The organism is Sulfurovum sp. UBA12169 (assembly GCA_002742845.1).
Classification (GTDB): Bacteria; Campylobacterota; Campylobacteria; order Campylobacterales; family Sulfurovaceae; genus Sulfurovum.
Genome location: DLUH01000005.1, coordinates 43,743 through 68,816, shown reverse-complemented (window position 1 = coordinate 68,816; position 25,074 = coordinate 43,743). Strand labels below are relative to the sequence as shown.

Below are 25,074 nucleotides of genomic sequence, written 5' to 3'. Positions count from 1 at the left end.
AGACCATAAGAAATATTTGGGTATAATCGCGAAAATTTTACTACATGTAAGGAAATATGATGGAACATTTAAATGTATATTATGACAAAGATTGTGATTTAAATATCATTCAATCAAAAACCGTAGCGATGATCGGTTTTGGCAGCCAAGGGCATGCGCACGCAGAAAACCTCAGAGACAGCGGTGTAAATGTAGTCATCGGCCTTAAAAAAGGCGGAAAATCATGGGCAAAAGCCGAAGCAAAAGGTTTTGAAGTACTTACTGTAGAAGAAGCTTCGGCAAAAGGTGATGTGGTGATGATTCTTCTTCCGGATGAAAACCAAAAAGAGATTTACGAAGCACAAATCGAACCGAATCTTAAGCAGGGCGCAACGATTGCCTTCGGTCACGGTTTTGCGATCCACTATGGCCGTATCCAGCCAAGAGCAGACGTCAATGTTATGATGGTGGCGCCAAAAGCACCGGGCCATACGGTAAGAAGTGAATTCGTAAGAGGCGGCGGGATCCCTGATCTTATCGCTATAGGTCAAAATCCGAGCAATGCAACCAAAGAATTGGCGCTTTCTTATGCGTCTGCAATCGGCGGTGGCAGAACAGGTATCATTGAAACAACCTTTAAAGATGAGACAGAAACAGACCTTTTTGGTGAGCAGGCAGTACTTTGCGGCGGTGTATCTGCGCTCATCCAGGCCGGTTTTGAAACATTGACAGAAGCGGGATATCCTGCTGAGATGGCATACTTTGAGTGTCTTCACGAAATGAAATTGATCGTTGATCTTATTTTCGAAGGCGGTATCGCGGATATGAGATACTCTATTTCCAACACAGCAGAATACGGGGATATGGTTTCTGGCCCAAGAGTCATTAACGAAGAGTCTAAAAAAGCCATGAGACAGATCCTTAAAGAGATCCAAAACGGACAGTTTGCTAAAGATTTCGTTCTTGAGGGCCAGGCAGGCTACCCAAGAATGAATGCAGAAAGAAACAATCTTAAGGCGTCAAAACTTGAAAAAACAGGGGAAAGACTTCGCGGCATGATGCCATGGATCAAAGCCAACAAAATTGTAAAACAAGACGAAAACTAAGTCTTATTTGTATTTTGTGCCCCTCTTAAAAAGAGGGACACAGCATGTTTATCTCGCAGTAAATCAATAAATTTATATATCTTACGTTAGTATTTTTTGGAAATTTTTAATAAAAAATCTATCTTGTGCAGGTTGCTAAATAGCTTCAAGCTTTTGATAGAGATTGTTTTCTTCAAAATCAATTCTTTCTCCCAGGATGCCCACCAAGCTGTTGAATTGATCGAAAAAACTTTCATCAAGCGGCGTTTCTGCTTTGGAATAATATGTCAAAAATTTCATCAGATTTATCTTTGTTTCTGAAAAGTTTTCTTTAAATTTTTTGATATCGCTTTCAATTTTATGGTGCATGTCATTACGTTTTTTTAGAAGCTTATAAAGTTCAATATCTTCATTCATAAGATGATTGACCGCTGTATTGTTCAGTGAAATCAACTCTTTTTTTGCCAAAATATGATTGTTGCTAGAATAGGCAGCTATGATCTTATGTGCCAAGGTAACAATCTCTTCATGTTCTTTCATCCAACGCTTTACAATTTTTTTATTTTTTGAAGAAAAAAGATCAAAGAACATTTTTACTCCCTCTCTTTAAGTAATTTAAAATGTTTATAATTTAAAATTATAGAAAATACAAGATTGTTATAGCATATTTTTTAAGTTTTTTTATTGATGTAAATCAAGTTAAAAATTTTAAAGCCATTTAAGTTTGTCAATAGACTGTTCAAAAGATGAAAAAGGTATTATTTTTATGACAAGCCAAAACAGTTTGCTTTCCCTTGGGAACCTAAAAATACTTACGATGTTCAAGTTTTACGATAAATTATTCATTTTGCGAAGTGATATTGTGTTAGAATGCATCAAATTCAAAAACGGCAGGATCTATGGCAGCGCCCTCTAAAAAATCAAGCGGCAATTCAATACGAAACAATAAAAGAGTATCCGCTGAAAAAGCAACAAACAGAAGGTCCGCCAAAGCCAAAAAAAATAAATGGAAAATGCATTTGGGAGTTATCGGAGGGGTTGGTATAGTGATAATGATGGTTGTGTTTGGCTATTTTTTGGGGCAGCATGATAAAAATGACGAACATGCGTCCCCGCCTAAAATTGTAAAAATACAAGAGGCCAAAACAGAAAAAACAAATCATAGTACCTTGATAGCCGATGATGCATTGATCATAAAAGAACATCACAGCATAGTAAAAAGATTGCAGCAAAAAGGCAAAACTTTGGAGGAAGATATTGGATTTCAAAAAAAAGAGAGATCTGCTGCTTCTATTGAGAAGAGTATCCATGATTCTAACTTGACTCCATCTTCTTCTGTCAAAATGTTGCCTCGGACAAAGAAGGCCAGGCTTGCCATTATTATTGATGATGTTTCCAATGCACAGCAGCTCAATAAAATTCGATCGCTGCCCTCGAAGCTTACACCTTCTATTTTTCCTCCTTCCGAATTTTCTTCCACAAGCCATACTCTGGCTCATGATCTGAAACACTACATGGTGCATTTGCCTATGGAATCGGGGAGTGCACAAATGAATAAAATGCACAAAACACTAAGAGTGAATGATTCGCCGCAAAAGGTTCGTGAGAGGATAGAGGAGATCAGAAAACTTTTTCCTGCGGCAAAATATCTTAACAACCACACGGGAAGCGTGTATACTTCCAATGAAAAAGCGATGAGCGTGCTGTATCCTATTTTGAGAGAAAATGGGTTTATATTTGTAGATAGCCGAACAAGCGCCAAAACAAAAGTTCGTCAAATCGCACATGCGTACAAAGATCTTTATATTTACAGAGATACGTTTCTTGACAACATCCAAAACAAAGATGCCATACGAAAGCAGTTAAGACAGGCTGTCAAAATCGCAAAGAAAAATGGTCATGCTATCGCCATAGCGCATCCCCACGCACTGACACTGCAAGCCCTTAAAGAGGCTCAAGATATTTTAAAAGAAGTGGATGTGGTGTATGTGGATGAATTGTTTCAGGAGTGAGGTGAAAAAATGAGAGGGATAGGAATTGCGCTGGGGATCGGAACGGTATTTTTTAGCGCGTCACTGGCGCTATTTGCACCGCAGCATGCTATGGTCTTGGGTGTGGTTGCATTTTTGGTGACTCTTTGGACGAATGAGGCATTGCCTTTGGGGGTAGTTTCTCTTTTGCCCTTGCTTCTTTTTCCTTTGATTGGTGTAATGGATAGTGGTGCGGTGGCAGACAATTATGCCAATCCTATCATTTTTCTTTTTCTGGGCGGGTTTATGGTAGCGATTGCTATAGAAAAGACACAATTGCATATATATTTTTCAGCAAAACTGCTGCATATTTTTCCGAAAACACCCCAGGGCATCATCTATGCGCTCGCAATCACGTCAGCACTATTAAGCGCAGTGCTTTCCAATACCACCGTGACATTAATGCTTATGCCCATAGCGCTTTTTTTGAGTGAAAATATCAAATTGAAAATACGGTTTTTGCTTGCAACTGCCTATGGAGCAACCATAGGGGGTATTTTAACCCCTATAGGAACCCCGCCAAATCTTATATTGATGGGGTTTTTGCAGGAGCATGCTTTGCCTGTTTTGAATTTTGGGAAGTGGATGCTCCTTATGTTTCCTGTAGCAGGGGTGATGCTGTTTTTGGTGCCATGGATACTTTCTCGGGAAGTAAAAAATGAGTCTGTTGAGGATGTCAAACATGATATTCCTGTATTGACCCGTGCGCAAAAGAGACTCTATGGTGTCATTATTGTGCTTGGAGCGGTGCTTGCGAGCAATGCATTCGCTAAAGAGCGGTTTGGAATTGCATTGGATGAAACGTTGGTTTTGCTTGGGTTTGGTCTTTTGATGTTTGTGCCTAAAATAGGTTTTTTGGATTGGGAAGATACCAAAAAAATTCCTTACGAAATTATTTTTCTTTTTGGCGCAGGATTCAGCATTGCCGCAGCATTTTCATTTACGGGATTGGCAGCAGATATAGCCCACAAATTGGAATTTGTTTTGACATTTCCTTTTTTTTGGATGCTGGTGTTTGTGACACTTTTTATCACATTCGCTACGGAGGTGACCAGCAATACCGCACTCACATCTATTTCGCTTCCTGTTTTTTATGAATTCGCCAAAAGTATGCCCCAAGAAGAGGGCATGATCCTCCTGATGGCGGTGACCATTAAGGCAAGTTATGCTTTCATGCTTCCCATCGCTACACCTCCCAATGCGATCATTATGAGTTCGCACATTATCACTGTCAAGCAGATGGCAAAAACAGGAATAAAATTCAATTTGATCGGTATAGTCGTGCTTTGCTTGTCGGCCTATTTTATATGGAAAGGAATCATTTGATGACCCAAAATCTCTACCGCGGGAATCAGAAACCCTTCAAACTATACCAAACAGATTATTTGTGATATCGTAAAAGCTAATATTTTTAATTTATAGTACGTTTTAACAAAAAGGCTCCTATTTATGGTTAAGTTTAAATGATTCGTACTATATAATTCTGCATTTTATATAAGGGTGAAAATAAGTATGAAACATTTGTTATTTTTAATTCTTTTTTTCTTTATGACATCGCTGCAGGCAAACATCCAGGATGACCGCACCGAGTTGATGAATGCAGACAGGGAGCTATTTATTGCAAAAAAGCAGGTAGTGTTACTCAAAGAACAGTATGAAACAGAAAAGCAGAAGCGCTTCAACTACGGCCGTATCAAGGCGTATGAGAAGACGATCGCAGAGTATCAGGAAAAAGCAAAAAGAGCACAAGCCAATAAAGATAAAATTGTTGCCAAACATCTGGAGCGCGACCGCTGCATGGCGGAACTTGAATGCCGGATACCGATGATAGATGGAGATATTCATGTGAAGATCGATATCTCAGACCAGATCATGAATATCTATAAGGGCGATACGATGGTCTATTCGTGGTTTGTCTCTACGGCTGCTGATGGGTATTATACGCCAACTGGAAGGTTTAAGCCTTACCACGCGGCAAAGATGCATTACTCCAAGCAGTTTTACAATTCACCGATGCCTTACTCGGTCTTTTTCAAAGACGGTTTTGCAATTCACGGCACGGAGTGGGTCAGGAGTCTGGGTCGCAAGGCGTCCCATGGCTGTGTGAGGCTGCATCCTGACAACGCTTTCAAGCTTTACAGCCTTGTACGCAGATACGGTTACAATCGTGTTTCTATCTCGATCTCGTCGTAAGCTTTCTTATTTTAAACGATACTGTTCTGTCTCCTCTGCAGCCAAATCTCTGCAGCCGGGGATGCCGTTTCTGTCAAGCAAATGGCAAGAATAGGAATAAAATTCAACTTGATCACGGCAGTGTTGTGCTTTGCGTGTCAGCCTCTTTCATATGAAAAGAGATGATTTGATGACAAATTGACAGATTTTTTTCTCCAAAGAAAGCCTTGTGATATGATCAAAAAAAAGGTTTTTAAGATGGGTCAACTTCTTTTAGATTCTATTGCTGCATTGGATGCAATGAAAAAACCTCCCTCTTCGCTTTACTATAAAGGCAATCTTGATCTGCTTAAGCGTCCCAAGGTCTCTATCGTGGGAAGCAGGAGACCTTCAAACTATACCAAACAGTTTACCTATACTATTGCAAAAGCTTTGGCAAAACGGGGAGTATGTATTGTGAGCGGAGCGGCAATGGGGGTGGATGCTGTGGCGCATGCAGGAGCAGGGGAAGAAAACACTATAGCTGTAGCGGCCAACGGCTTGGATATCCGTTATCCTTCAGTAAATAGAGCATTGATAGAGAGAATAGAAAAACAAGGGCTTGTCCTCAGTCAATTCAATAATGGCTTTAAGGCAACAGCCTGGAGCTTTGTAGTGAGAAATGAACTGGTGGTTGCTTTGGGAGATATGCTCATTGTTACCCAGGCGGATCTTGAGAGCGGTTCCATGCGTTCGGTTCGGTATGCACAAAAGATGGGCAAAAAAATTTTTGTATTGCCTCAGAGGCTTGAAGAGAGCAGCGGCACAACTTTTTTGCTTTTAGAAGAAAAAGCAACTCCTATTTACGACATAGAGAGATTTGCCTCTTTATTTGGGGAGGTTCCAAGCAGTGACTCTTTGGAAAAAGATGATTTTTTTTATTTTTGCCAAACTTCGCCTACATTGGATGAGGCATTGGCTCAATTTAAAGAGAAAGTATATGAAGCTGAATTGGAGGGAAGTATCACGATACACAACGGTATCGTGAGATTACAGTAGATTAGTTAGTTTGGGCGGCTTGGTTGGTTTGGTTGGTTTGGTTGGTTTCCGCTATGGTGGGGGGCGTGAGTTGTCTGATGAGTTCTTCCAGGGATTCTTCGGGCATCATTCCTGCTTGAATAAACTGAACGCTTCCTTTTGTATCTAACGCAATTAAAAAAGGAATATTTCCATTCCATTCGGCTCTTTGGCTAATATAATTAACAAAATTTCCGCTTGTTTCTTCAGATACTGCAATATAATTTATGCCTTTTTCTTTCGCAAATGCAGATAATTTTGCATTGTCATATCCTTGCACCTCAAGTGCTATGATTGCTAAGCTGTCTTTATATTTTTCTTGCAGGCTAATAAGATGGGGGATGCTAGCCAAGCATGGCGGGCACTTGTGCCCAAAAAATTCCAAAAAGACAATTTTCCCTTCAAGCCCTTTAATGTCTAGACCCTCTTCTTTGCCGTTAATTTCATAAGAAATCCCTTTAATGTCGGTGATCGTAAACGCATGTTCTTTGCTTGGTATTTCTTGTGCCTGCGCATAAGAGAAAAGAGAAAAGATCAAAAATGCCAATGTTACTAATTTTTTCATATTCAAGCCTTTAAATATAATTTTAAACATTATACACTATTGAAGATGTAAAAAATGTGCAATTAAATGTATTTGTCTAAAATAATTTACAAAGAGCATCCAGAATAAAAGGAAGGGGGAAAATATTTTAATAAGGAGGAGTAAAATATCATATTTCAGTACAGGATGGACATCCTGAATGCTCTTGTAATGTTATGATACATTTCAAAGGTTAACCGTACACTAATAATCAAAAATCGTTTAAATAAAAATGTGAAAAGGATATGATAGAAAATGCTGTCTAAATTAATCTACAAAGAGCATCCGGAATAAAAGGGAGGGAAATATTTTAATAAGGAGGAGTAAAATATTATATTTCAAGATAGGGTGGGATATGTACCCCGGATGCTCTTGTAATGTTATGATACATTTCAAAGGTTAACCGTACACTAATAATCAAAATATCGCTATACTTCATTTTCTAAAAAATGAAGGAGTCAAAGGATGTTAAAAAAACTATTTTTTGCTGTGAACATGATGTGTATTGCTTCTGGTTTGATAGCAAAGGATGACTTATCGTTAGAGAGGCGCATAGGTCAGATGTTAATGGTGGGATTTCATGGCACTACGGCAAAAGCAAATACGCAGATATGCCAGGATATCAAGCGATACAATCTGGGATCCGTTATTTTATTTGATTATAACCCGGTGGATAAAAATAAGCCTAAAAATATTATTTCAAAAAAACAACTTGCCCAATTGACAAAGGAACTGCAAGCATGCAGTCAAGACGGAAAGTTGCTTATTGCGGTAGACCAGGAAGGCGGAAAGGTTCAAAGACTTAAAAGTGCTTACGGTTTTTACGGCAGGTTTCCCAAAGCTGCCCAAGTCAGCAAAATGAATTCATCTCAAATAAAAACTGTTTATCAAAAAATGAGCCGGGAGCTGCAAAGTGTCGGAATCAATTTTGACCTTGCGCCGGTAGTCGATCTGGCAATCAATCCTAAAAACCGGGTGATTTATGGACTTGGACGTTCCTTTGGAAAAGATCCGCAAAGTGTTGCAGCCCATGCTTCTGCATTTATTGATGCGATGCATCAGCATGGCGTACTTACTTCTATCAAGCATTTTCCTGGACACGGATCTTCTTTGGGGGATACGCATAAAGGCTTTGTTGATGTCACTCAGGTGTGGAAAGAGATAGAGCTTGAACCTTACCGCCTTCTTAAAGCTAAAGCGGATACGGTTATGGTTGCCCATGTATTCAATCAAAAGCTTGATGCGGATTATCCCGCAAGCCTTTCATTTAAAACTGTCACTCAAAAATTACGCCGGGATTTAGATTATCGTGGTATAGTAATCACGGACGATTTGCAAATGGGAGCCATCTCACAAAAATATGGTCTAAGAAATACGCTTAAGCTGGCAATCAATGCGGGAAATGATCTGCTGCTTTTTGGAAACCAGCTTGATCCGAGAAAAACCGTAAGCACCAAAACTTTGGTCGGACTAATTGCGCAGATGGTTAAAAGCGGTGAGATTAAAAAAGAAACTATTGATAATGCCTATCGTCGCATCCAGGCGCTCAAAGAGAAGCTGTAAAACAATCTTTAAAATAACGACAGAGAGTTTGTACGTACACTAATTGCAAGCAAGGAGAAATAATGAGAATTTTATGGATGATAATTTTACCTGTTTGGGTTTTTTCTCAAACGTACGGTTTGAGAGATTTCATAGATCATGCCCATACGCATAATCCGCTTATGGAGTCAAGTGAACTCAGAAGCAAAGCGAAGGCTAAAGAAGTAGAAGCGAAGCAGAGTGCTTATTGGCCGACACTGGACATAGGTGCAAGCTACAGCCGAGTCAATCCAAACTCTCTCATCAGTCCCGGAGAAGTGAGCACGGGATATGCTTCTGTAGGAATGGAACTGTACGACGGAGGAAGAAAAAGTGCCCAAAAGAGATCAAAATCTTTTGAGCACCAAGCCTCTTTATTTGAAAAAAACGCTTTTTCAAAAAGTGTTTCACTAGATATCATCAATCGCTACTATTCGATACAAAAACTCAAAGCAATACTTTACGCACTGGACGGACAATCCAAAGAACTGCAAGCCCAGATGCTTCGTGTGAAAAAATTCACTGAGGCGGGACTGGCGACACAAGAAGAGATAGACAAACTTCAAGCCGTGTATGAAGACAATCGTTACACGATAGAAAATACAAAGCTTTTGCTTGAAACACAGAAAGAAAATCTTCAGCTTATGAGCGGACTGCCGGTTAAAAATATAAAGAACAATCAGTTTGCGGAACCTAAGCATGTAGAATTTGAAGCTTATGAAAACAGCAAGATCTTGCAAGCTAATGCGAATGCGCTTCAGGAGAATGCCAAGGCTATCGATGCAGGATACAAGCCTCAAGTGATACTCGAAGATACCTATAGCAAATCACACTATGATGATCTGGTAAACTCAGGAGGATTCAGTACGGAAGGCTTATTGCTCGATCATCAGAACAAAGTCACACTTTCTGTGAATATGCGCCTTTTTGATCATGGAAAGATGAAAAAAGAACGCGAAGCGGTGATCTATCAAAAAATGGCATTGGAGGCGGAGCATTCTTATAGGGTACGAGAACAGAAGATGAATTTTAATCTATCCAGCAGCAATCTCAAAACGATCCGCGTCAAACTTGAGAGTGCAAGCAGTGCACTCAGGGCGGCAAAAAGCACCTATAAAAGTATTGTTAAGAAATTTGAAGTCGGATTGGTGGACAACATTGCCTATCTTGATGCGCTAAACGAGCAGACGCTTGCTCAAGCGCGCTATGAAGGAACACTGTATGACTATGAGATAGCCAAATCAATTTATTATTACTATGCAGGAAAAGACCCCAGGGAGTTTATAAGATGAAAAAAATTATATGGAGCATGCTGTGGATGATAACGGCGATGTCTGCGGAAGAAGTTTACGCCACATTTCAAGTAGAAGCCCAAAAAAGTGCCAATCTTGCTTTCAGCAGCAGCGGTATTGTGCAAAAAGTGACTGTAGATGTTGGAAGCGAAGTCAAAAAAGAGGATGTTCTTTCAACACTGCAAAACGATGATCTTAAAGTGATGCTAGAAGGTGCGCAGGTGGCACTGAAGTATGCGAAATTAGACTATGATAGACAGGTGAAAGTCAAAAAGATCATTGACCAATCACAATTTGACCAATATGCGTTCAAGCATGAGAATGCCAAGGTGCAAGCAGCATACCAAAAGTCACTATTGGACAAAACCGTTTTAAGGGCTCCTTTTGATGGGGTTATTTATGAAAAGAGTTTAGAGGAAGGGGATGTGGTAAGCGGGGCCATGATCCGAACGCTCTTGAAGATACAAAGCGCACACGAGAGAAAATTGATTCTGGAGTTTGACCAAAAGTATCATGCCAAAGTAAAGGTAGGAGATCACTTTAAATATAAAATAGACGGAGATGAAAAAATGCATGAGGGGAAGATCTCTAAAATTCATCCTGTGGTGAATATGGAAAATAGAAAAGTGATTGCAGAGGTTGAGGCTAAAGACTTGATGGTGGGTCTTTCTGGTCAGGGAACAATTATCGCAGATGACAAATAAGCAGGAACACTATGTATAGGTTTGCCATAAATAGACCGATTGCTACATTAATGTATGCATTGACTTTGGTTATCTTCGGGTGGATGAGTTTCAAAGTTATGCCAGCAGCCCTTTTTCCTAATGTGGATTTTCCCCTCGTAACGATCAAAACTGTTTATCCGGGAGCTGAACCAACTACAATCGAATCGGAGGTGACCGAAAAGATAGAAGAGGCAATCTCAAGAATAGGAGGGGTGGATTCTATAATTTCTACAAGCAGTGACAGCGTAAGTATTGTGACGGTTAAATTCTTTTTAGAGCGTGACATTGATGAGGCAACCAATGATGTAAGGGATAAAGTTTCTGCAGTTTCTCTTCCGAAAGATGCCAAAACGCCTTTGGTAAGCAAACTTGATATCGGCAGCGCATCGATAATCAATCTTTTTGTTACGGCAAAAAATGATACGGTGCAAAATTTAATGGTTTTTGCTGATGAAAAAGTCAAACCAATCATCCAGAAGATCAACGGCGTAGGAGCAATCAACATTATCGGTTATAAGGATAGAGAAATCAAAATCTACCCTGATATCACCAAACTTACCCGATATGGAATTACGGTAGCGGAATTCAACAGTATTGTTGCCCAAGAAAATATCAAAATCGGCGGAGGCAAGCTTATTGCCAAAGATAAAGAGTTTATCCTAAAGACCAAAGCGGATGCATTAAGTATAAAAGAACTTGAAAATATCAATATCAAAGAAGGCATAAGGCTTAAAGATATTGCTAAAGTAGATGACGGATTGAGTGATGCCAAAAGTTATGCTTCCTACAACGGCGTGGAGGGAGTAATGCTTGAAGTGCAAAAGATTTCTGGCACCAATACGCTTGATATTGTTGCCAAAGTAAAAGCAGAGGTGCCTTTGCTGCAAGAACTTGCCCAAGAAAAATTTGAGGTTAAAATACTTAATGATACTTCGCCTTTCATTATTCACTCGCTTAAAGATGTTGAATTTGATTTGGTCTACGGTGCTTTTTTGGCTGTTATCATTATTTTCGTATTTTTGAGAAATATGACTATTACTTTTGTTTCAGCACTTTCTATTCCTGCCTCAATATTTGGCACAATTGCGTTGATGCATTTTATGGGATATGATCTTAATAGAATGACGCTTATTGGACTTACGCTTGCAATAGGTATTATCATTGACGATGCGGTGGTTGTTATAGAGAATATTTACAAAAAACTTGAAGAGGGAAAAGGAAGATTTGAGGCGGCCTATGAAGGCGTTAAAGAGATTTCGTTTGCTATTTTGGCGATCTCGGCGATGCTTTTGGCGGTTTTTATCCCTGTTGCAAATATGAGCGGTATTGTCGGAAAGTTTTTTGAATCTTTTGCCATGACGGTTGGTTTTGCTGTGGTTATCTCTTATACGATAGCGTTAAGTTTTATTCCCAGTTTGAGCGCAAGAACACTTCATAAAAAAGAGAGCCGATTTTATACCGTAACCGAGCCTTTTTTTAAAGGCTTGGAAACTATCTATGCAAGCTCATTGCGTTTTGTTTTGAAGTTTAAGATTTTAACAATTGTTTTTGTATTGGCTGCGTTTGTGGGCAGTTTGAGCCTTTTTCCTAAGATCGGTATGGATTTTATTCCCAAGGAAGACAAAGCTGAATTTGAAGTCCAGATCCGGGCACAGGCGGGAATTTCTCTGGAGGAGATGATCAGGCAATCAAAAAAGATTGAAGCATTGGTTAAAAAGGATAAAAATGTACTCTATACCACATTAAGTGTAGGGTACAACAGTTCCCAAGAAATTCACAAGGCACTTATTTATGTTCAGCTGACATCGAAGATGCAAAGAAAACTTAATCAAGAAGAGATTATCCAGAGTCTGAGAGAAAAACTCAAGCCTTACCAAAAAAATTTATATATTACGGCTGCAGCGATCCCCAACATTAAAGGAGCAGGAGCAAGCGTTCCCTACCAGATCATTTTAAAGTCAGATTCATTTGAGGCACTGAAGACAGCCGCACACAATCTGACAGGCTATCTTGCCCAAAAAAAAGGATTTGTCGATATTGATACCAATTTAGATGAAGGAAAACCTCAAATAGATATTCAGATATTGCGTGAAAATGCCAGCAAAATGGGGATCACTGCTTCCCAGATTGCCGAGGCTGTCGCGATTGCATTTTCAAGCGATCTGGAAATATCTCATTTTGAGGAAAAGGGAAAGCAGTATAATATCACGCTTAGATTTGATGATGCTCATCGAAAAACGATTGAAGATTTGAAAAAGATTCAGCTTCGTGCGCAAAACGGAGCACTTGTCTATCTTGACGGTTTGGTCAATTTTGTTCCAAGCACTTCTTTGGCAAGCATTTATCATTTTGACAGACAAAGACAGGTCAGTATATATGCCGATCTGTTTGGGCTTGATCTTGGAGGAGCAGTCAAATATACGGAAGAAAAAATTGATGAGCTGTTGCCTAAGGGAGTAACCTATAAGTTTACCGGATTTGCAGAAGAAATGGTTAAGACAGGGGAGGCATTTGGTGTTGCATTGGGACTTTCTGTCATTTTGATGTTTATCATTCTGGCTATTTTGTATGAATCTTTGATCCAGCCTGTGATTATCATGGTTTCGCTGCCGCTTAGTATCATTGGAGTGATGCTTGCGCTCTATTTGAGCGGATTGCAATTTAGTCTTTTTGTGATGATCGGCTTTATGCTGCTGATGGGAATGGTAGGAAAAAATGCCGTTTTGCTGGTGGATTTTGCCAATGAAGCGATGCGAAAAGGAAAAAATACAGACGAAGCGCTCCTTGAAGCGGGCGAAAAAAGACTCAGACCGATTTTGATGACAACCCTTGCAATGGTGTTTGCAATGCTGCCGCTGGCCATAGCAACAGGGCTGGGAAGTGAGACGAAAGCGCCGATGGCCATTGCTGTCATAGGAGGACTTTTAAGTTCCATGGTGCTAACCCTGCTCATTGTGCCGGTGATTTATAGATTCATTACGCCTTTTGATAAATGGTTGAGAAAATGGTACGAAGTAGGAAAAGTTTCGTAAAAGCAGAAAAGCGGATGCCGCACAAACCTCAAATTGACATTGCAGCCAATCTCCGTTAGAATGGTAAAGCGGCACCGTCTTAACACAATCAACAAAAAATATGCGGTGTTGATTGGTATATGAAGAAAGGAAAAAGATGGAAGAGATGCAAAAAATTATTCAGTATAAAAATCATAAAACAAGATGGATCATCTTTTTTAGTATATTATTTTTAGCCGTAGGCATAGGATTCTATAGTTTTTTTATTAAAGGATCAGGGGGCACAGGATATCGGTATATAACAGATCCTCTAAAAAGAGGAAACCTTGAACTGACGGTTTCTGCGAGCGGGTATATTCAGCCGGTAGAAAGTGTGGATGTAGGAACCGAAGTTTCCGGAACGATAGAGGAGGTGTATGTTGATTATAACGATGAGGTCAAAAAAGGACAACTGTTGGCTGTGCTGGATATTACAAAATACCAAAGTGTTTTTGATAGAGCAAAGGCGTCACTGGAGATAGCCAATGCCTCACTGCAAAGCGCCCAGGCGCAGTACTATCAGGCGCAAACAACGATGGAGCGAAATAAAAAACTTAGAAGCACTTCCAAAGGCGCGTTGCCTACACAAAGCGACTGGGACCGCGACTGGGGAAACTATCTTTTGGCCCAAGCGCAAATCGCCAATGCCAATGCCCAGATAGAACAAGCCAAACATGCGCTCACATCGGCAGAGTATGATCTAAAAAAAACAAAAGTCTACTCTCCTGTAGACGGAACGATTTTGGTGCGCAATATTGATCCTGGGCAAACGGTTGCGGCTTCTTTTCAAACTCCGGTATTGTTTAGTATCGCTAAAGATCTGACCAACATGGAGCTTCAAATCAGCATTGATGAGGCAGACATTGCAAAAATACAAGTAGGACAGCGGGCTACTTTTAGCGTTGACGCCTATCCTGAGAGACTATTTAATGCAGCAATCAAGCAGGTGCGCATCAATTCTGAAATTTTAGAGAGTGTCGTGACCTATAAAGCGATTATGGAGGTAAACAATAAAGAACTTTTATTGAGACCCGGAATGAGTGTGGATGCAGATATTGTTATCAGGGAGGTTAAAGATGCTTTTATTATTAAAAGAGCTGCACTGCTTTATATTCCGGTTCAGCCAAAAACAAAAAATCTTTTCAGCAGCGCAGAAGAAGAAAAGATAGACATAGATCCAAATCCTCATGTTTGGGTTCTTAAAAACGGCGTACCTAAAAAGATCTATGTTGAAGTACTGGGGCATAACGGCCCCATCAGTGCGATTAATGCAGAAGAGCTTGATGAGGATGACGGTGTGATTATCAACCAGGAAAAACGATTATGATCGTGCTGAAAAATATTGAGAAAACCTATGGAGAAGGAGAGACGGCAACAACGGTACTTCAAGGGATTAATTTAAACATTGAAGAGGGAGAATTTGTCGCCATCATGGGGCCAAGCGGAAGCGGCAAATCAACACTGCTCAATATTTTAGGTACCCTAGATGTGCCCAGCAACGGCAACTATTTGTTTTTTGATACAGAGATCGGCAATCTCAATCAAGACCAGCGCGCTTTGTTTAGACGCCATGTTTTGGGATTTATTTTTCAGGGATACAATCTTTTGAAAAAAACCACCTCTCTTGAAAATGTTGAAATACCGTTGATATATCAGGGACTAGATGCCGCGACATGCAAAAAAATGGCCTATGAAGCCCTTGAAAAAGTAGGATTGGAAGATAGAATCTTTTATGAACCCGGACAGCTTTCGGGCGGACAACAGCAGCGTGTAGCTATCGCCAGAGCAATGGTGACCCGCCCAAAAGTTCTGATCGCCGATGAACCTACGGGAAATCTTGATACCAAGCGCGGCCATGAGATCATGGAATTGATTACGACATTTAACAAGCAGGGCATTACGGTGATTATGGTTACGCATGAAGAGGATATTGCTGCGTATGCTTCAAGAACGATATATCTGCGCGATGGAATGATTGAAAAAGAGGTCAATCATGCTTCGTAATGCATTTTTTCAGGCATTGCGCGAGATCAGGCGAAATCTGATGCGTTCTTTACTGACTGCAATCGGGATAGTGATTGGTATTGCTTCTGTGATCGCAATGGTAAATATAGGCAAAGGAGCAAGTAAATCAATTACTCAAAGTGTTGAAAAACTGGGGAGCAATACGCTTTATATTATGCCAGGACAACAACGCGGACCCGGCAATCGGGGTGCTATAGAGATACCTTTCAAAAAAAAAGACCTCGAAACATTGCGATCCTCTTTGTATACACTCAGGGCTATTTCGCCGGTAGAAAATGCTTTGATGACCATAATTTATAAAGATCAAAATTATCGTACGAACATCAGAGGAGTTGAAAATGATTATCTGATTGCACAAAACTGGAATCTGCAAGAGGGAAGAGTATTTGATAAAAGCGAACTAAGAACAGGACAAAATGTGTGCATCGTAGGCCAGACTGTCGTTAAAACACTTTTTGCGCCTTCTGAATCGATTGTCGGCAAGAGAATACGTCTTAAAAACTTTTCTTGCGAAGTCATAGGGGTTCTTGAGACTAAGGGTGCCAACACGTTTGGTTCAGATCAAGACGATATGCTGCTGGTTCCTTTTTCTTTGTTTCAGCGACGCATTAGCGGCAGTGACAATATTCACCTTATGATAGCTGCAGTAAAAGAGAATATCCCGCTTGTTGAGGCTAAAGTTCAAATAGAGCAGCTGCTCAGAGAAAGAAGACGCATAGATTCAGCAGATGAAGATAATTTTTCAGTAAGGAGCATGACAGCACTTATTGATACGATTTCAGAAGTTACTACGATATTGACAATCATGCTGGGCGCAGTAGCCGCAATTTCTTTGATAGTCGGAGGAATCGGTATCATGAATATCATGCTTGTTTCGGTTACGGAGCGCACAAGAGAGATAGGTATTCGTATGGCAGTAGGAGCAATGGCAAAAGATATTTTGATACAGTTTCTGATCGAATCTATTGTGCTTTCAGGATTGGGGGGAGTTGTGGGAATTGTATTGGGTGTTGCAATCACCTTTGGCGTAACGCTTTGGCTTGATATTGCGCTGGTAATCAATCCGACAATTACAATGGTTGCTTTGTTTTTTTCCATGCTGATCGGCATTGTGTTTGGGATCATTCCTGCGCGTAAAGCAGCCAATATGAATCCGATTGATGCTTTAAGGTATGAATAGCAGGATGCCCAGCGCTATCTTTTTGGATGGACAAAAAGACTCTACAAATGCAGAAATCTCTCCAAGATGATCTTTGCTGCCACAGAATCAAGTCTGCCGTCTCGTTTATGTTTAAACTCTCCCATCGTAAGCTCTTTGGCTTCAAAACTGGAACCCTGTTCGTCTTGATAGACGATTTCGATATCAAGAGCCAAAAGAGAGACAAAGTGTTTGATTCGGCGCTCCATTTCGCTGCTGCTGCTGCCGTCTTTCGGGATTCCCACGATTAGTTTTTCTATCTCCCATTCGTGTAAAAAAGTTTTTACATCCCGTGCAGCTTGGTTGCGGTTTTTTCTGAGAATGGCATTTTGAGGCATAACAATCTTGTCATCCAGGCAAATTGCCACGCCAATACGCTTAAGTCCAATGTCTATACCGGCTAATTTCATAAAGAGATTGTATCCTTTTTTGCTGTAAAAATGAATCACGTTTGCAGCAATTATAGTTAGTTTTGAAGATTGGCGGCCAAAGAGGTATTGCCATCAAGAGATGTTTCTATGATTTGCATTTCTTCTTCGCTTTGTATAATTTTCTTTTTCTTTTTCTTTTTCTTTTTCTTTGTCTTTTTCTTTTTCTTTTTCTCTTCTTTGCTTTTGGCTTCGATAGTGACGGCCTCTACTTTATTTTTGATAGAAGCAGGGTCTATGGTTAGTCTTGAAGAAAAAGGTTGTACGGTGGTTGGTGTTTGTGCTTTTTTGAGAATATTGTTGATCTCTACGAGGCCATATTCATAATCGCATAATTTATCGTAGTTTTGTATATCCTGCTCAAGCATAGCAATCGTATAGCTTTCTATGAGCCTGTTTTTCTTAATCAACATAGTTTGAGCATAGCGTTCTCGGGCAATCTCTACGCCACGTTTGATCTCAAAAGATAGGGCTTTTTCATAGGCCATTTTCGCTTCATTTTCACCGTTTGGATTTTTCATATACAGTTTTTTGGCGCTGTCTGTAACATCTTTTGTGCCAAATACTGCACTTACAGCATCAAACAGATTCATGTAGAGTGCACTTTTTGATTTGCTTTCGGATTTTCTGAGAGGTCTGTCCAAATAGCGTTGGCACTGAACGTCTGATTTGGCAATAAATTCATCAATATAGTTGTTTCTTTCTTGTTTGTCTGAAGCGGCCGCATCTATAGTTGCAATAAATTTTGATCGGTCGGTATGAAATCCTGCTTTATTTTTTGGTGTATTTGGTTTTGGAGTGTCATCAGAACCGCATCCAATGATAAACCACAGAGTACTTAACAATATTATATAAATGGGTTTAATTTTTTTCATTTTCTTTCTCTTTTTGGGGTCAAATCTAATGTTTGATTCTGCTTTGACGGCATAGATTTTTTAGGAATTATATCTTATTTTTCATTCTTGTTATTTGAAGAAGATTTAAAACAATACTCCGTCTACGTAGAGCCATTTGCCATCCGTTTTTAAAAAACGGCTTTTTTCGTTTAAGATACCGCTTGAAAGATGTGCTGTGAAAGTAACAAATGCTTCATGGGGGGTATCTATGAATTCAATGATCTCCAAACCCAGAAATTCTGTATGGTTACTAAATGCAAGAATAGAGGTTTTCCATGTTTGCATTTCTATAGAGTAATCCGGATTCTTAGGGTGCGTTGTTTTGATAATATAAGCATATTCATTTGCAGCGTATGCGCTATAACGAGTTTTCATTAAGGTTAATGCATCCGGAGCTTTCGCTCCTTGGTGGTAAATACGGCAGCATTTTTTATATTTATCTCCGCTCCCGCAGGGACATGATGCATTGATAGAAATTTTAGGCATCGATTTTATCGTATTTCTGCAATAAAAGCATCTTTTTGAATTTTTTGTTTAACATTGGACAGGGCAGCTAAAACCTCTTTTTTGCTTTTGTACGGTCCTATAAGCAATTTGTTAATTTGAACATTTCCTTTTGGAAATTGTATCATTTTATAGGCAAAGCCTTGATGGGTAATAGTAAGAAGCAGATCATTGTTTGGTTTTCCTTCAAAAGATCCCACCTGAACATAAAAGATACCATTGGCCGTATTTTCCCTGCTGACAGGTACAGCGCAAACAATATCGTGTCCGGATTCTTTTTTTAGGGCAGGAGCAAGCGATTCTTCCACAATCGGAACTTCCTTGGCCGCAGGAGGGATGGCTGCCAATCTTATTAAGGCTTCTGTTTGCAATTTAATCGGCTTTTCTCTTACAATTTTCCATGGTTTTCTTTTATTGACCTCAATCTGTGCATCAGGCAGATATCTGCGGCAAACCCGTAATCTTTCTTTAAAATAAACGGACGTATAAAGATTGGTATAGAGCACTTCATATTTGCCTGTGCTCGCATGGGTAAACCACCCGTTTCCAAGATAAAGCCCTACATGAGTGATGCTTTGACCCGGCTGGTCGGTAGTGTTGAAAAAGATCAAATCGCCATATTGTAACTCTTCGACATTGATTGTTTTGCCGACTTTGGCCTGTTCTCTTGCTACCCTGGGAATATCTATACCCATGCTGCCATATACATAGTAGGTAAACCCCGAACAATCAAAACATTCAGGTCCCTCTTCGGCCCACACATAAGGCCTGCCTTGCAACTCCTCGACCATTTTGCTTAAATTATTTCTACTGGGTTCATAGACTACTTTTGGTTTCTTTATACTATAGTCAGGATTTTTTGGATGGTGATAAGGTTTTGGATCTTTCTGACTGCATCCTGTCATCAGCATGACAATACTAAAAAGAGTTAAATAGGTTAATTTTTCCATCCTATAATTATACAATAATTATAAAATATTGCCTGAAAAATTCACTAAAATATGATACTGTTTTAAAGGGATTTTTATGTCAGACTGTCAGAATGCACGATGAAAGTATCGAAGATTTTATCTTTTGATTTGCGTGTCTCTATGGGGCGCAAAGTGTTTTTTCATTTTTTTCAAAGTATAAGCATGGCATCGCCATATGAAAAAAAACGATACTTTTCTTGAATAGCTTCATTGTATATGTGCAATGTTTTCTCTCTCCCGATAAAAGCACTTACAAGCATGATTAGTGTGCTTTTTGGCAAATGAAAATTGGTAAGCAGATGAGAAACTCTTTGGGGCGGATTGTGCGGATTTAGAAAAAGGTTGCATTCTCCTTCCTGCCGTTCTGTCCTGGTGAAGTATTCCACTGTTCTTGTTACGGTTGTACCAATGGCTAAAATAGGGGTTTTGCTTTGAATGACTTTTGCTGCTTCGTTGCTGATGTGAAAATATTCAGAATGCATAGGATGGTCAAGTATCTGTTCAGTTTCTACGGGCTTAAAAGTCCCTGCTCCTACATGCAGCGTGACTCTATGTGTTTTATGTCTGACTTCTAAAGCAGCAAAAAGTTCGGGGGTAAAATGCAAAGAGGCCGTAGGGGCTGCTACTGCACCTGCATGTTTGGCAAAAAGCGTTTGATAATCGATTTCGTCTTCTTTGTTATCCTCTCTTTGCATATAGGGAGGAAGAGGAATGTGGCCTATTTTGTCTAAAATAGGGACCAGCGTTTCAAATCGTATCTCTTTGCCCCCATGTGTAAAGGAGACCAAACGCGAGCCGTCATCGCATAGCGCGGTTACGGTAGCTGCCAAGCCGTCTTCAAACAAAAGCTCCGTCCCTGTTTTTACTTTTCCGCGTATAAGCACAGCATAGTGATACGCATCGACAGGTTTATTGAAAAGCAACTCTACTTTTCCGCCGCTTTTTTTGGTGCCGAAAATACGCGCCTTGATGACTCGCGTATCATTGAGAAAAATGTCACACTCTTTGGGAACAAAATCCAACAGATGTTTAAAGGTGGTATGGGTGATCGTATCTGATTTTCTATCATACACCAGCAGCCTGGCATGATCCCTTGGATGCACAGGCGCTGTGGCTATGAATCCTTCGGGGAGCTTATAGTCATAGTTTTGAGTAAGAAGTTCGGGAGAAAGCATCAATAAAACACTCTGCGGGTCTTTGAGTTTGCACTCTTTTTGGAAAAAATTGAAAGACCATCGGGGTACTGTGTCGGACTGCAAAGCATATTGGCGGATAATCTCGGCGGCTGACCCCCGGTCTTTAGTGCGCACAATGACTTTAAAAAGGGCATAAAATCTTTATGACCCAATTTTAATTTTTTATTCGTCATTCTCTTCTTTTGGGGCAGGATTGACCATGCGAACAATAAGGATAGATAGACCATACAGGAGCACGAGAGGTACAGCCATAAGAAACTGAGTCAGGACATCGGGAGGAGTTAAAAGCGCTGCAACCACAAAAATAATGACAATCGCATATTTGAAAAAGTCAACAAGCGTGCGATCAGTCACCAACCCCAATAATGCTAAAAAATAAGCAAATACAGGCAATTCAAACGAAATACCAAAACCCACCATAATCTTCGTAAAAAATCCTACATAATCTTCGATGTTGATCAAAGGGGTATAGAGAAATGAACCAAAAGTGATAAGAAATTGAAAACCAAACGGCGTGACGATATAGTAAGAAAAAAGCACACCGATCACAAACATTACCGTTCCCCCTAACACAAAAGGGAGAATCATTTTCTTTTCATTGGCGTAGAGCCCCGGCGCTATAAAGAGCCAGAGCTGATAAAGGACAAAAGGAAGCGCTCCGATCAATGCTGCAAAAAAAGAGACTTTCAGCGCCACAAAAAAGGCTCCTCCCACCTGATGCGTGGTCACCATTCCTTCGGCTGCTTTTTTTGAGATTTCCGACACTTGAGTAAGCGCGTCATTCAGCGGATGGGTGACCCATTCCAAGATAGGCTCATGAAAAGTAAAGGCGACTGCAAACATGATAAAAACAGAGAGCACGGAAAGTCCAAGTCTTTTTCTTAACTCTACAAGATGCGGTTTTAATTCACTAAACATTATGTATTGCCTTTGTCATCATTCTCTTTTTTGTTTTTTTCAAAAGTAACGGTATCACGCTTTGGTTCCACCGATGCAGCTGCCGGTTCGCTTTGTTCTTCAAGAAGACTGGTGCCGGAAAAAGTTTTTTTTGCATCGCTTATGGCTTCATTGATCTCTTTGATGGGATTGGCATCTATATTTTTAAAGCCTTTAAGTTCACTGCTAGCCTCATCGAGTTGTCTTTTGTAGCTGAGTGCCTCCTCTTTAAGGTCTGCAATTTTTATCTCTTCTTCTAAAGAAATTTTTGCATCTCGTATGGTTCTTTGAACACTTTTGATGAACTTTGCGATTTGCACCATGGCCTCAGGAAGTTTATCGGGCCCTAAAAACAGTATCGCAACGATAGCAATAAGAAGCAACTCAGTAAAGCCGATTCCAAACATATGTCCCCTTCAAATTTTAAATGGGACTATTTTATCCAAAAAATAATTAGATACGGCCTTAATCTAAGAGATAGAGTGCAAGCGAATCACTCAGAAAATAGTTCGGATTATAAAAAATTTCATTTTTATAGATAAGCTTTTTTTCTTTGACCAGAAACATCGCTTTGCCGTGCATGGTTTCAGTAAGAACAGAGCTTTTGATACCGATAGTTGAGCGTAATCCCAAAAATATTTTTTCCGTAAGCATTTCTTCTTCGCTTAAAATTTCCTTTTTTATTTTTAGGGGATTTTGAATATAGGCATCAATGCTGTTTTGAGGATAAAAACGACGATCCTTCAAAAAACCTACCGCACCGGCACCGGCACCTATATAATTTTCAAGTCTCCAGTATCCCTTATTGTGTTTGCTTTGATAAATGCCGTAATTGGAAATTTCATAGTGCGAAAATCCTTTTTTTTGGATTTCGTCGGAAACAAAAAAGGCCAAATCGTCATTTTCTTGTTTTGCTTGGGGTTTCATTGAAAATGCCGTACCCTCTTCAATGGTGAGTTCATAGGCTGATATGTGATCAATCGGCAGAGCAAAGGCCTCTTTGATGTCTCGGCCAAGCAGAGCTTTCGTATCTCCTTGGTAATTGTAGATTAAATCAAGAGAGAGGTGTTCAAATCCAATTGTTTTTGCCCATAAAATAGCCTCTTTGGCTTGTGCGGGCGAATGGGCACGGTTGAGGGCTTTAAGTTTTGCTGCATCAAAGCTTTGTACGCCAAAACTGACACGATTGACGCCGAGTGCTTTCATTCCGCTCAGCCAAGACTTTGTTGCCGAGTTCGGGTTGGCTTCGGTAGTAATTTCTGCATTTTTTTGAAGATAGGGTTTAAGCAAATCAAAAAGAGGTGCATAAAGTTCCGGCGCAACCGTTGAGGGGGTTCCTCCTCCAATGAAAAGTGTTTCAATACTCTCTTTTGTTGCGCCAAATCGCTTCAATTCAAAAAAGAGCTGCCTGTAAAGCGCGTCCATATAAGCGGTGCGCGTATCAAATTTGTCGACATAAGAATTAAAACTGCAGTAATAACACTTTGAATCGCAATAGGGGATATGAAGATAGACTAGCACATTTACTCACTTTTTTAATGGCATTTTGGATAAAATGATATCAGAAAAATAGTGAGTCAAACATATTGATAATCAAAGAAGTGAGCAGTAAGATGCAAAATGAAAAACGTTATCGTCCTAATGTTGCAGCTGTCATCCTCTCTTCCAGATATCCGCATAAGTGTGAATTCTTTGTTGCGCATCGCAGTGACATCAAAAATGCATGGCAATTTCCTCAAGGGGGTATCGACGAAGGGGAAACGCCTCAAGAGGCCCTCTACAGAGAGCTGCATGAAGAGATCGGTTGCAATAAGGTGGAAATTCTAGGAGAATTTCCTGAGTGGATATCTTATGATTTTCCCAGTATAGCAAGAGGGAAGCAGTATCCTTTTGACGGACAAAAGCAAAAATATTTTTTAGTTCGCCTAAAGGAGGATGCCGTCATTGATCTCAATGCATTCGAGATACCTGAATTTGTAGAACATGAGTTTGTAGAGTATGATGAGCTTTTTAAAAAAGTAACCTATTTTAAGAAAAAAGTGTATCGAAAGGTGATTGACTATTTTGTGCAAGAAGGTTTTATTTGATCGGAGCAAACTAAATAAATGAAAAAGGGCTTGATTTGAAAAAGGTTAAATTTAAAGGAAGGAATGGAGTGATATGCTAGTCGTACATAAGTATGGGGGAACAAGCGTTGGAGATTTGAGCCGTATAGAAAATGTGGCCAATCGTGTGGCAAAAGCCAAAGAGGCAGGGGATGATATTGTGGTGGTTGTATCGGCAATGAGCGGAGAGACAAACAAGCTTATTGAGTATGCGAATTATTTTACGTCCAGTCCTGCAAAAAAAGAGATGGACTTGTTGTTAAGTGCAGGAGAGAGAGTGACGGCCGCACTTCTTTCTATTGCTTTGCAGGCTAAAGGATATGATGCTGTTGCGATGAGCGGACGTCAAGCAGGGATTGTGACTGACACCACGCATACTTATGCACGTATAGAATCCATAGACCCTGCAGCCATGCAAAATGCAATCAAAGAGGGCAAAATTGTTGTGGTGGCAGGATTTCAGGGGGTGAGCAAAGAAGGGTCGGTGACGACGCTTGGACGCGGAGGTTCGGATCTTTCGGCGGTGGCAATTGCAGGTGCGCTCAATGCAGACCAGTGCGAGATTTATTCGGATGTGGATGGTATCTATACAACAGATCCGCGTATTGAGCCCAAGGCAAAAAAAATGGACACCATCTCTTATGATGAAATGCTTGAGCTTTCTTCTTTGGGGGCGAAGGTTCTGCAAAACCGTTCAGTGGAATTGGCAAAAAAACTTAATGTTAAACTATACGCAAAAAGCAGCTTCAGCGACAATGAAGGCACACTTATTACACAGGAGAACAATAGTATGGAAGCAGTATTAGTCAGCGGGGTTGTCCTTGACAAAAACCAAGCAAGGGTTACACTCAGAGGTGTTTCAGACAGACCGGGAATCGCAGCAGAAATTTTTACAAGATTGGCAAATGAAAACATTAATGTAGATATGATTATCCAAACTACAGGTACAGACGGTTCAACAAATCTTGGATTCACTGTTCCCCAAAGTGAACTTCAAAATGCCAGAAGGGTGATGGAAAAATTTGACCATGATATTGCCGGCATGGATTTTGATGATCACATTTGCAAAGTATCCGTTGTGGGCGTGGGGATGAAGTCGCATGCAGGTGTTGCAGCAAAGGCGTTTAGCGTGCTTGCAGCAAGCAATATTAATATCCAGATGATTTCCACTTCAGAAATCAAAGTCTCTATGATCATCGATGAAAAATATGGAGAACTGGCTATTCGCATGCTCCATGAAGCATATGAGTTAGATAAATAAC

At 40.1% G+C, this 25,074-nt stretch carries 25 protein-coding genes; 14 read left to right on the top strand and 11 right to left on the bottom strand.

Features of this window, described 5'->3' with window-relative positions:
- Window positions 1-59: 59 nt before the first annotated feature.
- Window positions 60-1,085 carry a ketol-acid reductoisomerase gene (locus tag CFH81_05265; protein DAB39641.1) on the top strand — a complete coding sequence of 342 codons (1,026 nt, stop codon included), beginning with the start codon at window positions 60-62 and terminating at the stop codon, window positions 1,083-1,085.
- A gap of 135 nt (window positions 1,086-1,220) precedes the next feature.
- Here CFH81_05265 and CFH81_05260 read toward each other — a convergent pair whose 3' ends face one another.
- Window positions 1,221-1,655 carry a hypothetical protein gene (locus tag CFH81_05260; protein ID DAB39640.1) on the bottom strand — a complete coding sequence of 145 codons (435 nt, stop codon included), beginning with the start codon at window positions 1,653-1,655 and terminating at the stop codon, window positions 1,221-1,223.
- Between the two features lie 308 nt (window positions 1,656-1,963).
- On the opposite strand from CFH81_05260, the gene CFH81_05255 reads away from it, so the two are divergent.
- The 4 genes from CFH81_05255 (at window position 1,964) to CFH81_05240 (ending at window position 6,304) form a co-directional block, all read left to right on the top strand.
- Window positions 1,964-3,076, top strand: coding sequence for a hypothetical protein (locus CFH81_05255; protein ID DAB39639.1), 1,113 nt, complete (start codon window positions 1,964-1,966; stop codon window positions 3,074-3,076).
- A 9-nt stretch (window positions 3,077-3,085) separates the two neighbouring features.
- On the top strand, window positions 3,086-4,420 hold the full coding sequence (locus CFH81_05250) for an anion transporter (GenBank protein ID DAB39638.1): 1,335 nt from the start codon (window positions 3,086-3,088) through the stop codon (window positions 4,418-4,420).
- 498 nt (window positions 4,421-4,918) lie between these two features.
- The gene (locus CFH81_05245; protein DAB40431.1) at window positions 4,919-5,287 is read left to right on the top strand and encodes a hypothetical protein; all 369 of its coding nucleotides are present in this window, start codon (window positions 4,919-4,921) and stop codon (window positions 5,285-5,287) included.
- A gap of 213 nt (window positions 5,288-5,500) precedes the next feature.
- Window positions 5,501-6,304 (top strand): DNA processing protein DprA, encoded by an 804-nt coding sequence (locus tag CFH81_05240; GenBank protein DAB39637.1) that lies wholly within the window; start codon window positions 5,501-5,503, stop codon window positions 6,302-6,304.
- Window position 6,305: 1 nt separating this feature from the next.
- Here the strand turns inward: CFH81_05240 and CFH81_05235 are convergent, their stop codons facing one another.
- Window positions 6,306-6,887, bottom strand: coding sequence for a thioredoxin (locus CFH81_05235; GenBank protein DAB39636.1), 582 nt, complete (start codon window positions 6,885-6,887; stop codon window positions 6,306-6,308).
- 483 nt (window positions 6,888-7,370) lie between these two features.
- Between CFH81_05235 and CFH81_05230 the strand changes: the two genes are divergently transcribed.
- The 7 genes from CFH81_05230 to CFH81_05200 all read left to right on the top strand — a co-directional run bounded on the left by CFH81_05230 (window position 7,371) and on the right by CFH81_05200 (window position 16,758).
- Window positions 7,371-8,468, top strand: a complete 1,098-nt coding sequence (locus CFH81_05230) for a glycosyl hydrolase (protein DAB39635.1) — start codon at window positions 7,371-7,373, stop codon at window positions 8,466-8,468.
- Window positions 8,469-8,530: 62 nt separating this feature from the next.
- A complete protein-coding gene (locus tag CFH81_05225; protein DAB39634.1) occupies window positions 8,531-9,778 on the top strand; it encodes a transporter in 1,248 nt (415 codons plus the stop codon).
- Window positions 9,775-10,482 carry an efflux transporter periplasmic adaptor subunit gene (locus tag CFH81_05220; GenBank protein ID DAB39633.1) on the top strand — a complete coding sequence of 236 codons (708 nt, stop codon included), beginning with the start codon at window positions 9,775-9,777 and terminating at the stop codon, window positions 10,480-10,482. The genes CFH81_05225 and CFH81_05220 overlap by 4 nt, the downstream gene beginning before the upstream one ends.
- An 11-nt stretch (window positions 10,483-10,493) precedes the next feature.
- On the top strand, window positions 10,494-13,535 hold the full coding sequence (locus tag CFH81_05215; protein DAB39632.1) for an acriflavin resistance protein: 3,042 nt from the start codon (window positions 10,494-10,496) through the stop codon (window positions 13,533-13,535).
- Window positions 13,536-13,671: 136 nt separating this feature from the next.
- Window positions 13,672-14,880: an efflux transporter periplasmic adaptor subunit gene (locus CFH81_05210; protein ID DAB39631.1), complete on the top strand. Its 1,209-nt coding sequence runs from the start codon at window positions 13,672-13,674 to the stop codon at window positions 14,878-14,880.
- Window positions 14,877-15,557: a macrolide ABC transporter ATP-binding protein gene (locus tag CFH81_05205; protein ID DAB39630.1), complete on the top strand. Its 681-nt coding sequence runs from the start codon at window positions 14,877-14,879 to the stop codon at window positions 15,555-15,557. The genes CFH81_05210 and CFH81_05205 overlap by 4 nt, the downstream gene beginning before the upstream one ends.
- Window positions 15,547-16,758, top strand: coding sequence for a multidrug ABC transporter substrate-binding protein (locus CFH81_05200; protein ID DAB39629.1), 1,212 nt, complete (start codon window positions 15,547-15,549; stop codon window positions 16,756-16,758). Before CFH81_05205 ends, CFH81_05200 begins: the two co-directional genes overlap by 11 nt.
- A 41-nt stretch (window positions 16,759-16,799) precedes the next feature.
- On the opposite strand, the gene CFH81_05195 is transcribed toward CFH81_05200, so the two are convergent.
- From CFH81_05195 to CFH81_05155, 9 genes are all read right to left on the bottom strand, one after another.
- Window positions 16,800-17,186: a Holliday junction resolvase RuvX gene (locus CFH81_05195; protein ID DAB39628.1), complete on the bottom strand. Its 387-nt coding sequence runs from the start codon at window positions 17,184-17,186 to the stop codon at window positions 16,800-16,802.
- A 56-nt stretch (window positions 17,187-17,242) separates the two neighbouring features.
- On the bottom strand, window positions 17,243-18,079 hold the full coding sequence (locus tag CFH81_05190) for a hypothetical protein (protein DAB39627.1): 837 nt from the start codon (window positions 18,077-18,079) through the stop codon (window positions 17,243-17,245).
- Window positions 18,080-18,184: 105 nt separating this feature from the next.
- Window positions 18,185-18,586 (bottom strand): zinc chelation protein SecC, encoded by a 402-nt coding sequence (locus CFH81_05185; GenBank protein DAB39626.1) that lies wholly within the window; start codon window positions 18,584-18,586, stop codon window positions 18,185-18,187.
- A gap of 5 nt (window positions 18,587-18,591) precedes the next feature.
- Entirely contained in the window at window positions 18,592-19,554 is a 963-nt protein-coding gene (locus CFH81_05180; GenBank protein ID DAB39625.1) for a hypothetical protein, read from the bottom strand.
- Window positions 19,555-19,724: 170 nt separating this feature from the next.
- Complete coding sequence (locus tag CFH81_05175) at window positions 19,725-20,750, bottom strand: tRNA preQ1(34) S-adenosylmethionine ribosyltransferase-isomerase QueA (GenBank protein DAB39624.1); 1,026 nt, start codon at window positions 20,748-20,750, stop codon at window positions 19,725-19,727.
- The gene (locus CFH81_05170; GenBank protein DAB39623.1) at window positions 20,750-20,944 is read right to left on the bottom strand and encodes a hypothetical protein; all 195 of its coding nucleotides are present in this window, start codon (window positions 20,942-20,944) and stop codon (window positions 20,750-20,752) included. Before CFH81_05170 ends, CFH81_05175 begins: the two co-directional genes overlap by 1 nt.
- Window positions 20,934-21,689: a twin-arginine translocase subunit TatC gene (gene tatC, locus CFH81_05165; GenBank protein ID DAB39622.1), complete on the bottom strand. Its 756-nt coding sequence runs from the start codon at window positions 21,687-21,689 to the stop codon at window positions 20,934-20,936. Before tatC ends, CFH81_05170 begins: the two co-directional genes overlap by 11 nt.
- On the bottom strand, window positions 21,689-22,114 hold the full coding sequence (gene tatB, locus CFH81_05160; GenBank protein ID DAB39621.1) for a twin-arginine translocase subunit TatB: 426 nt from the start codon (window positions 22,112-22,114) through the stop codon (window positions 21,689-21,691). Before tatB ends, tatC begins: the two co-directional genes overlap by 1 nt.
- Before the next feature lie 58 nt (window positions 22,115-22,172).
- A complete protein-coding gene (locus CFH81_05155) occupies window positions 22,173-23,228 on the bottom strand; it encodes a coproporphyrinogen III oxidase (protein ID DAB39620.1) in 1,056 nt (351 codons plus the stop codon).
- 92 nt (window positions 23,229-23,320) lie between these two features.
- On the opposite strand from CFH81_05155, the gene CFH81_05150 reads away from it, so the two are divergent.
- Together CFH81_05150 and CFH81_05145 are read left to right on the top strand one after the other, a co-directional pair.
- A complete protein-coding gene (locus CFH81_05150; protein ID DAB39619.1) occupies window positions 23,321-23,794 on the top strand; it encodes an RNA pyrophosphohydrolase in 474 nt (157 codons plus the stop codon).
- 73 nt (window positions 23,795-23,867) lie between these two features.
- Window positions 23,868-25,073, top strand: coding sequence for an aspartate kinase (locus CFH81_05145; GenBank protein DAB39618.1), 1,206 nt, complete (start codon window positions 23,868-23,870; stop codon window positions 25,071-25,073).
- The last annotated feature ends 1 nt before the right edge of the window (window position 25,074 follow it).

Bases quoted from the DNA above. Each gene is read 5' to 3' on its own strand.
- CFH81_05175 (DAB39624.1), bottom strand. From the start codon at position 20,750: ATGCTTTCTCCCGAACTTCTTACTCAAAACTATGACTATAAGCTCCCC.
- CFH81_05260 (DAB39640.1), bottom strand. From the start codon at position 1,655: ATGTTCTTTGATCTTTTTTCTTCAAAAAATAAAAAAATTGTAAAGCGT.
- CFH81_05195 (DAB39628.1), bottom strand. From the start codon at position 17,186: ATGAAATTAGCCGGTATAGACATTGGACTTAAGCGTATTGGCGTGGCA.
- CFH81_05150 (DAB39619.1), top strand. From the start codon at position 23,321: ATGCAAAATGAAAAACGTTATCGTCCTAATGTTGCAGCTGTCATCCTC.
- CFH81_05220 (DAB39633.1), top strand. From the start codon at position 9,775: ATGAAAAAAATTATATGGAGCATGCTGTGGATGATAACGGCGATGTCT.
- CFH81_05245 (DAB40431.1), top strand. From the start codon at position 4,919: ATGATAGATGGAGATATTCATGTGAAGATCGATATCTCAGACCAGATC.
- CFH81_05255 (DAB39639.1), top strand. From the start codon at position 1,964: ATGGCAGCGCCCTCTAAAAAATCAAGCGGCAATTCAATACGAAACAAT.
- CFH81_05145 (DAB39618.1), top strand. From the start codon at position 23,868: ATGCTAGTCGTACATAAGTATGGGGGAACAAGCGTTGGAGATTTGAGC.
- CFH81_05230 (DAB39635.1), top strand. From the start codon at position 7,371: ATGTTAAAAAAACTATTTTTTGCTGTGAACATGATGTGTATTGCTTCT.
- CFH81_05210 (DAB39631.1), top strand. From the start codon at position 13,672: ATGGAAGAGATGCAAAAAATTATTCAGTATAAAAATCATAAAACAAGA.
- CFH81_05225 (DAB39634.1), top strand. From the start codon at position 8,531: ATGAGAATTTTATGGATGATAATTTTACCTGTTTGGGTTTTTTCTCAA.
- CFH81_05250 (DAB39638.1), top strand. From the start codon at position 3,086: ATGAGAGGGATAGGAATTGCGCTGGGGATCGGAACGGTATTTTTTAGC.
- CFH81_05215 (DAB39632.1), top strand. From the start codon at position 10,494: ATGTATAGGTTTGCCATAAATAGACCGATTGCTACATTAATGTATGCA.
- CFH81_05235 (DAB39636.1), bottom strand. From the start codon at position 6,887: ATGAAAAAATTAGTAACATTGGCATTTTTGATCTTTTCTCTTTTCTCT.
- CFH81_05190 (DAB39627.1), bottom strand. From the start codon at position 18,079: ATGAAAAAAATTAAACCCATTTATATAATATTGTTAAGTACTCTGTGG.
- tatC (DAB39622.1), bottom strand. From the start codon at position 21,689: ATGTTTAGTGAATTAAAACCGCATCTTGTAGAGTTAAGAAAAAGACTT.
- CFH81_05265 (DAB39641.1), top strand. From the start codon at position 60: ATGGAACATTTAAATGTATATTATGACAAAGATTGTGATTTAAATATC.
- CFH81_05185 (DAB39626.1), bottom strand. From the start codon at position 18,586: ATGCCTAAAATTTCTATCAATGCATCATGTCCCTGCGGGAGCGGAGAT.
- CFH81_05200 (DAB39629.1), top strand. From the start codon at position 15,547: ATGCTTCGTAATGCATTTTTTCAGGCATTGCGCGAGATCAGGCGAAAT.
- CFH81_05205 (DAB39630.1), top strand. From the start codon at position 14,877: ATGATCGTGCTGAAAAATATTGAGAAAACCTATGGAGAAGGAGAGACG.
- CFH81_05170 (DAB39623.1), bottom strand. From the start codon at position 20,944: ATGACGAATAAAAAATTAAAATTGGGTCATAAAGATTTTATGCCCTTT.
- CFH81_05240 (DAB39637.1), top strand. From the start codon at position 5,501: ATGATCAAAAAAAAGGTTTTTAAGATGGGTCAACTTCTTTTAGATTCT.
- CFH81_05180 (DAB39625.1), bottom strand. From the start codon at position 19,554: ATGGAAAAATTAACCTATTTAACTCTTTTTAGTATTGTCATGCTGATG.
- tatB (DAB39621.1), bottom strand. From the start codon at position 22,114: ATGTTTGGAATCGGCTTTACTGAGTTGCTTCTTATTGCTATCGTTGCG.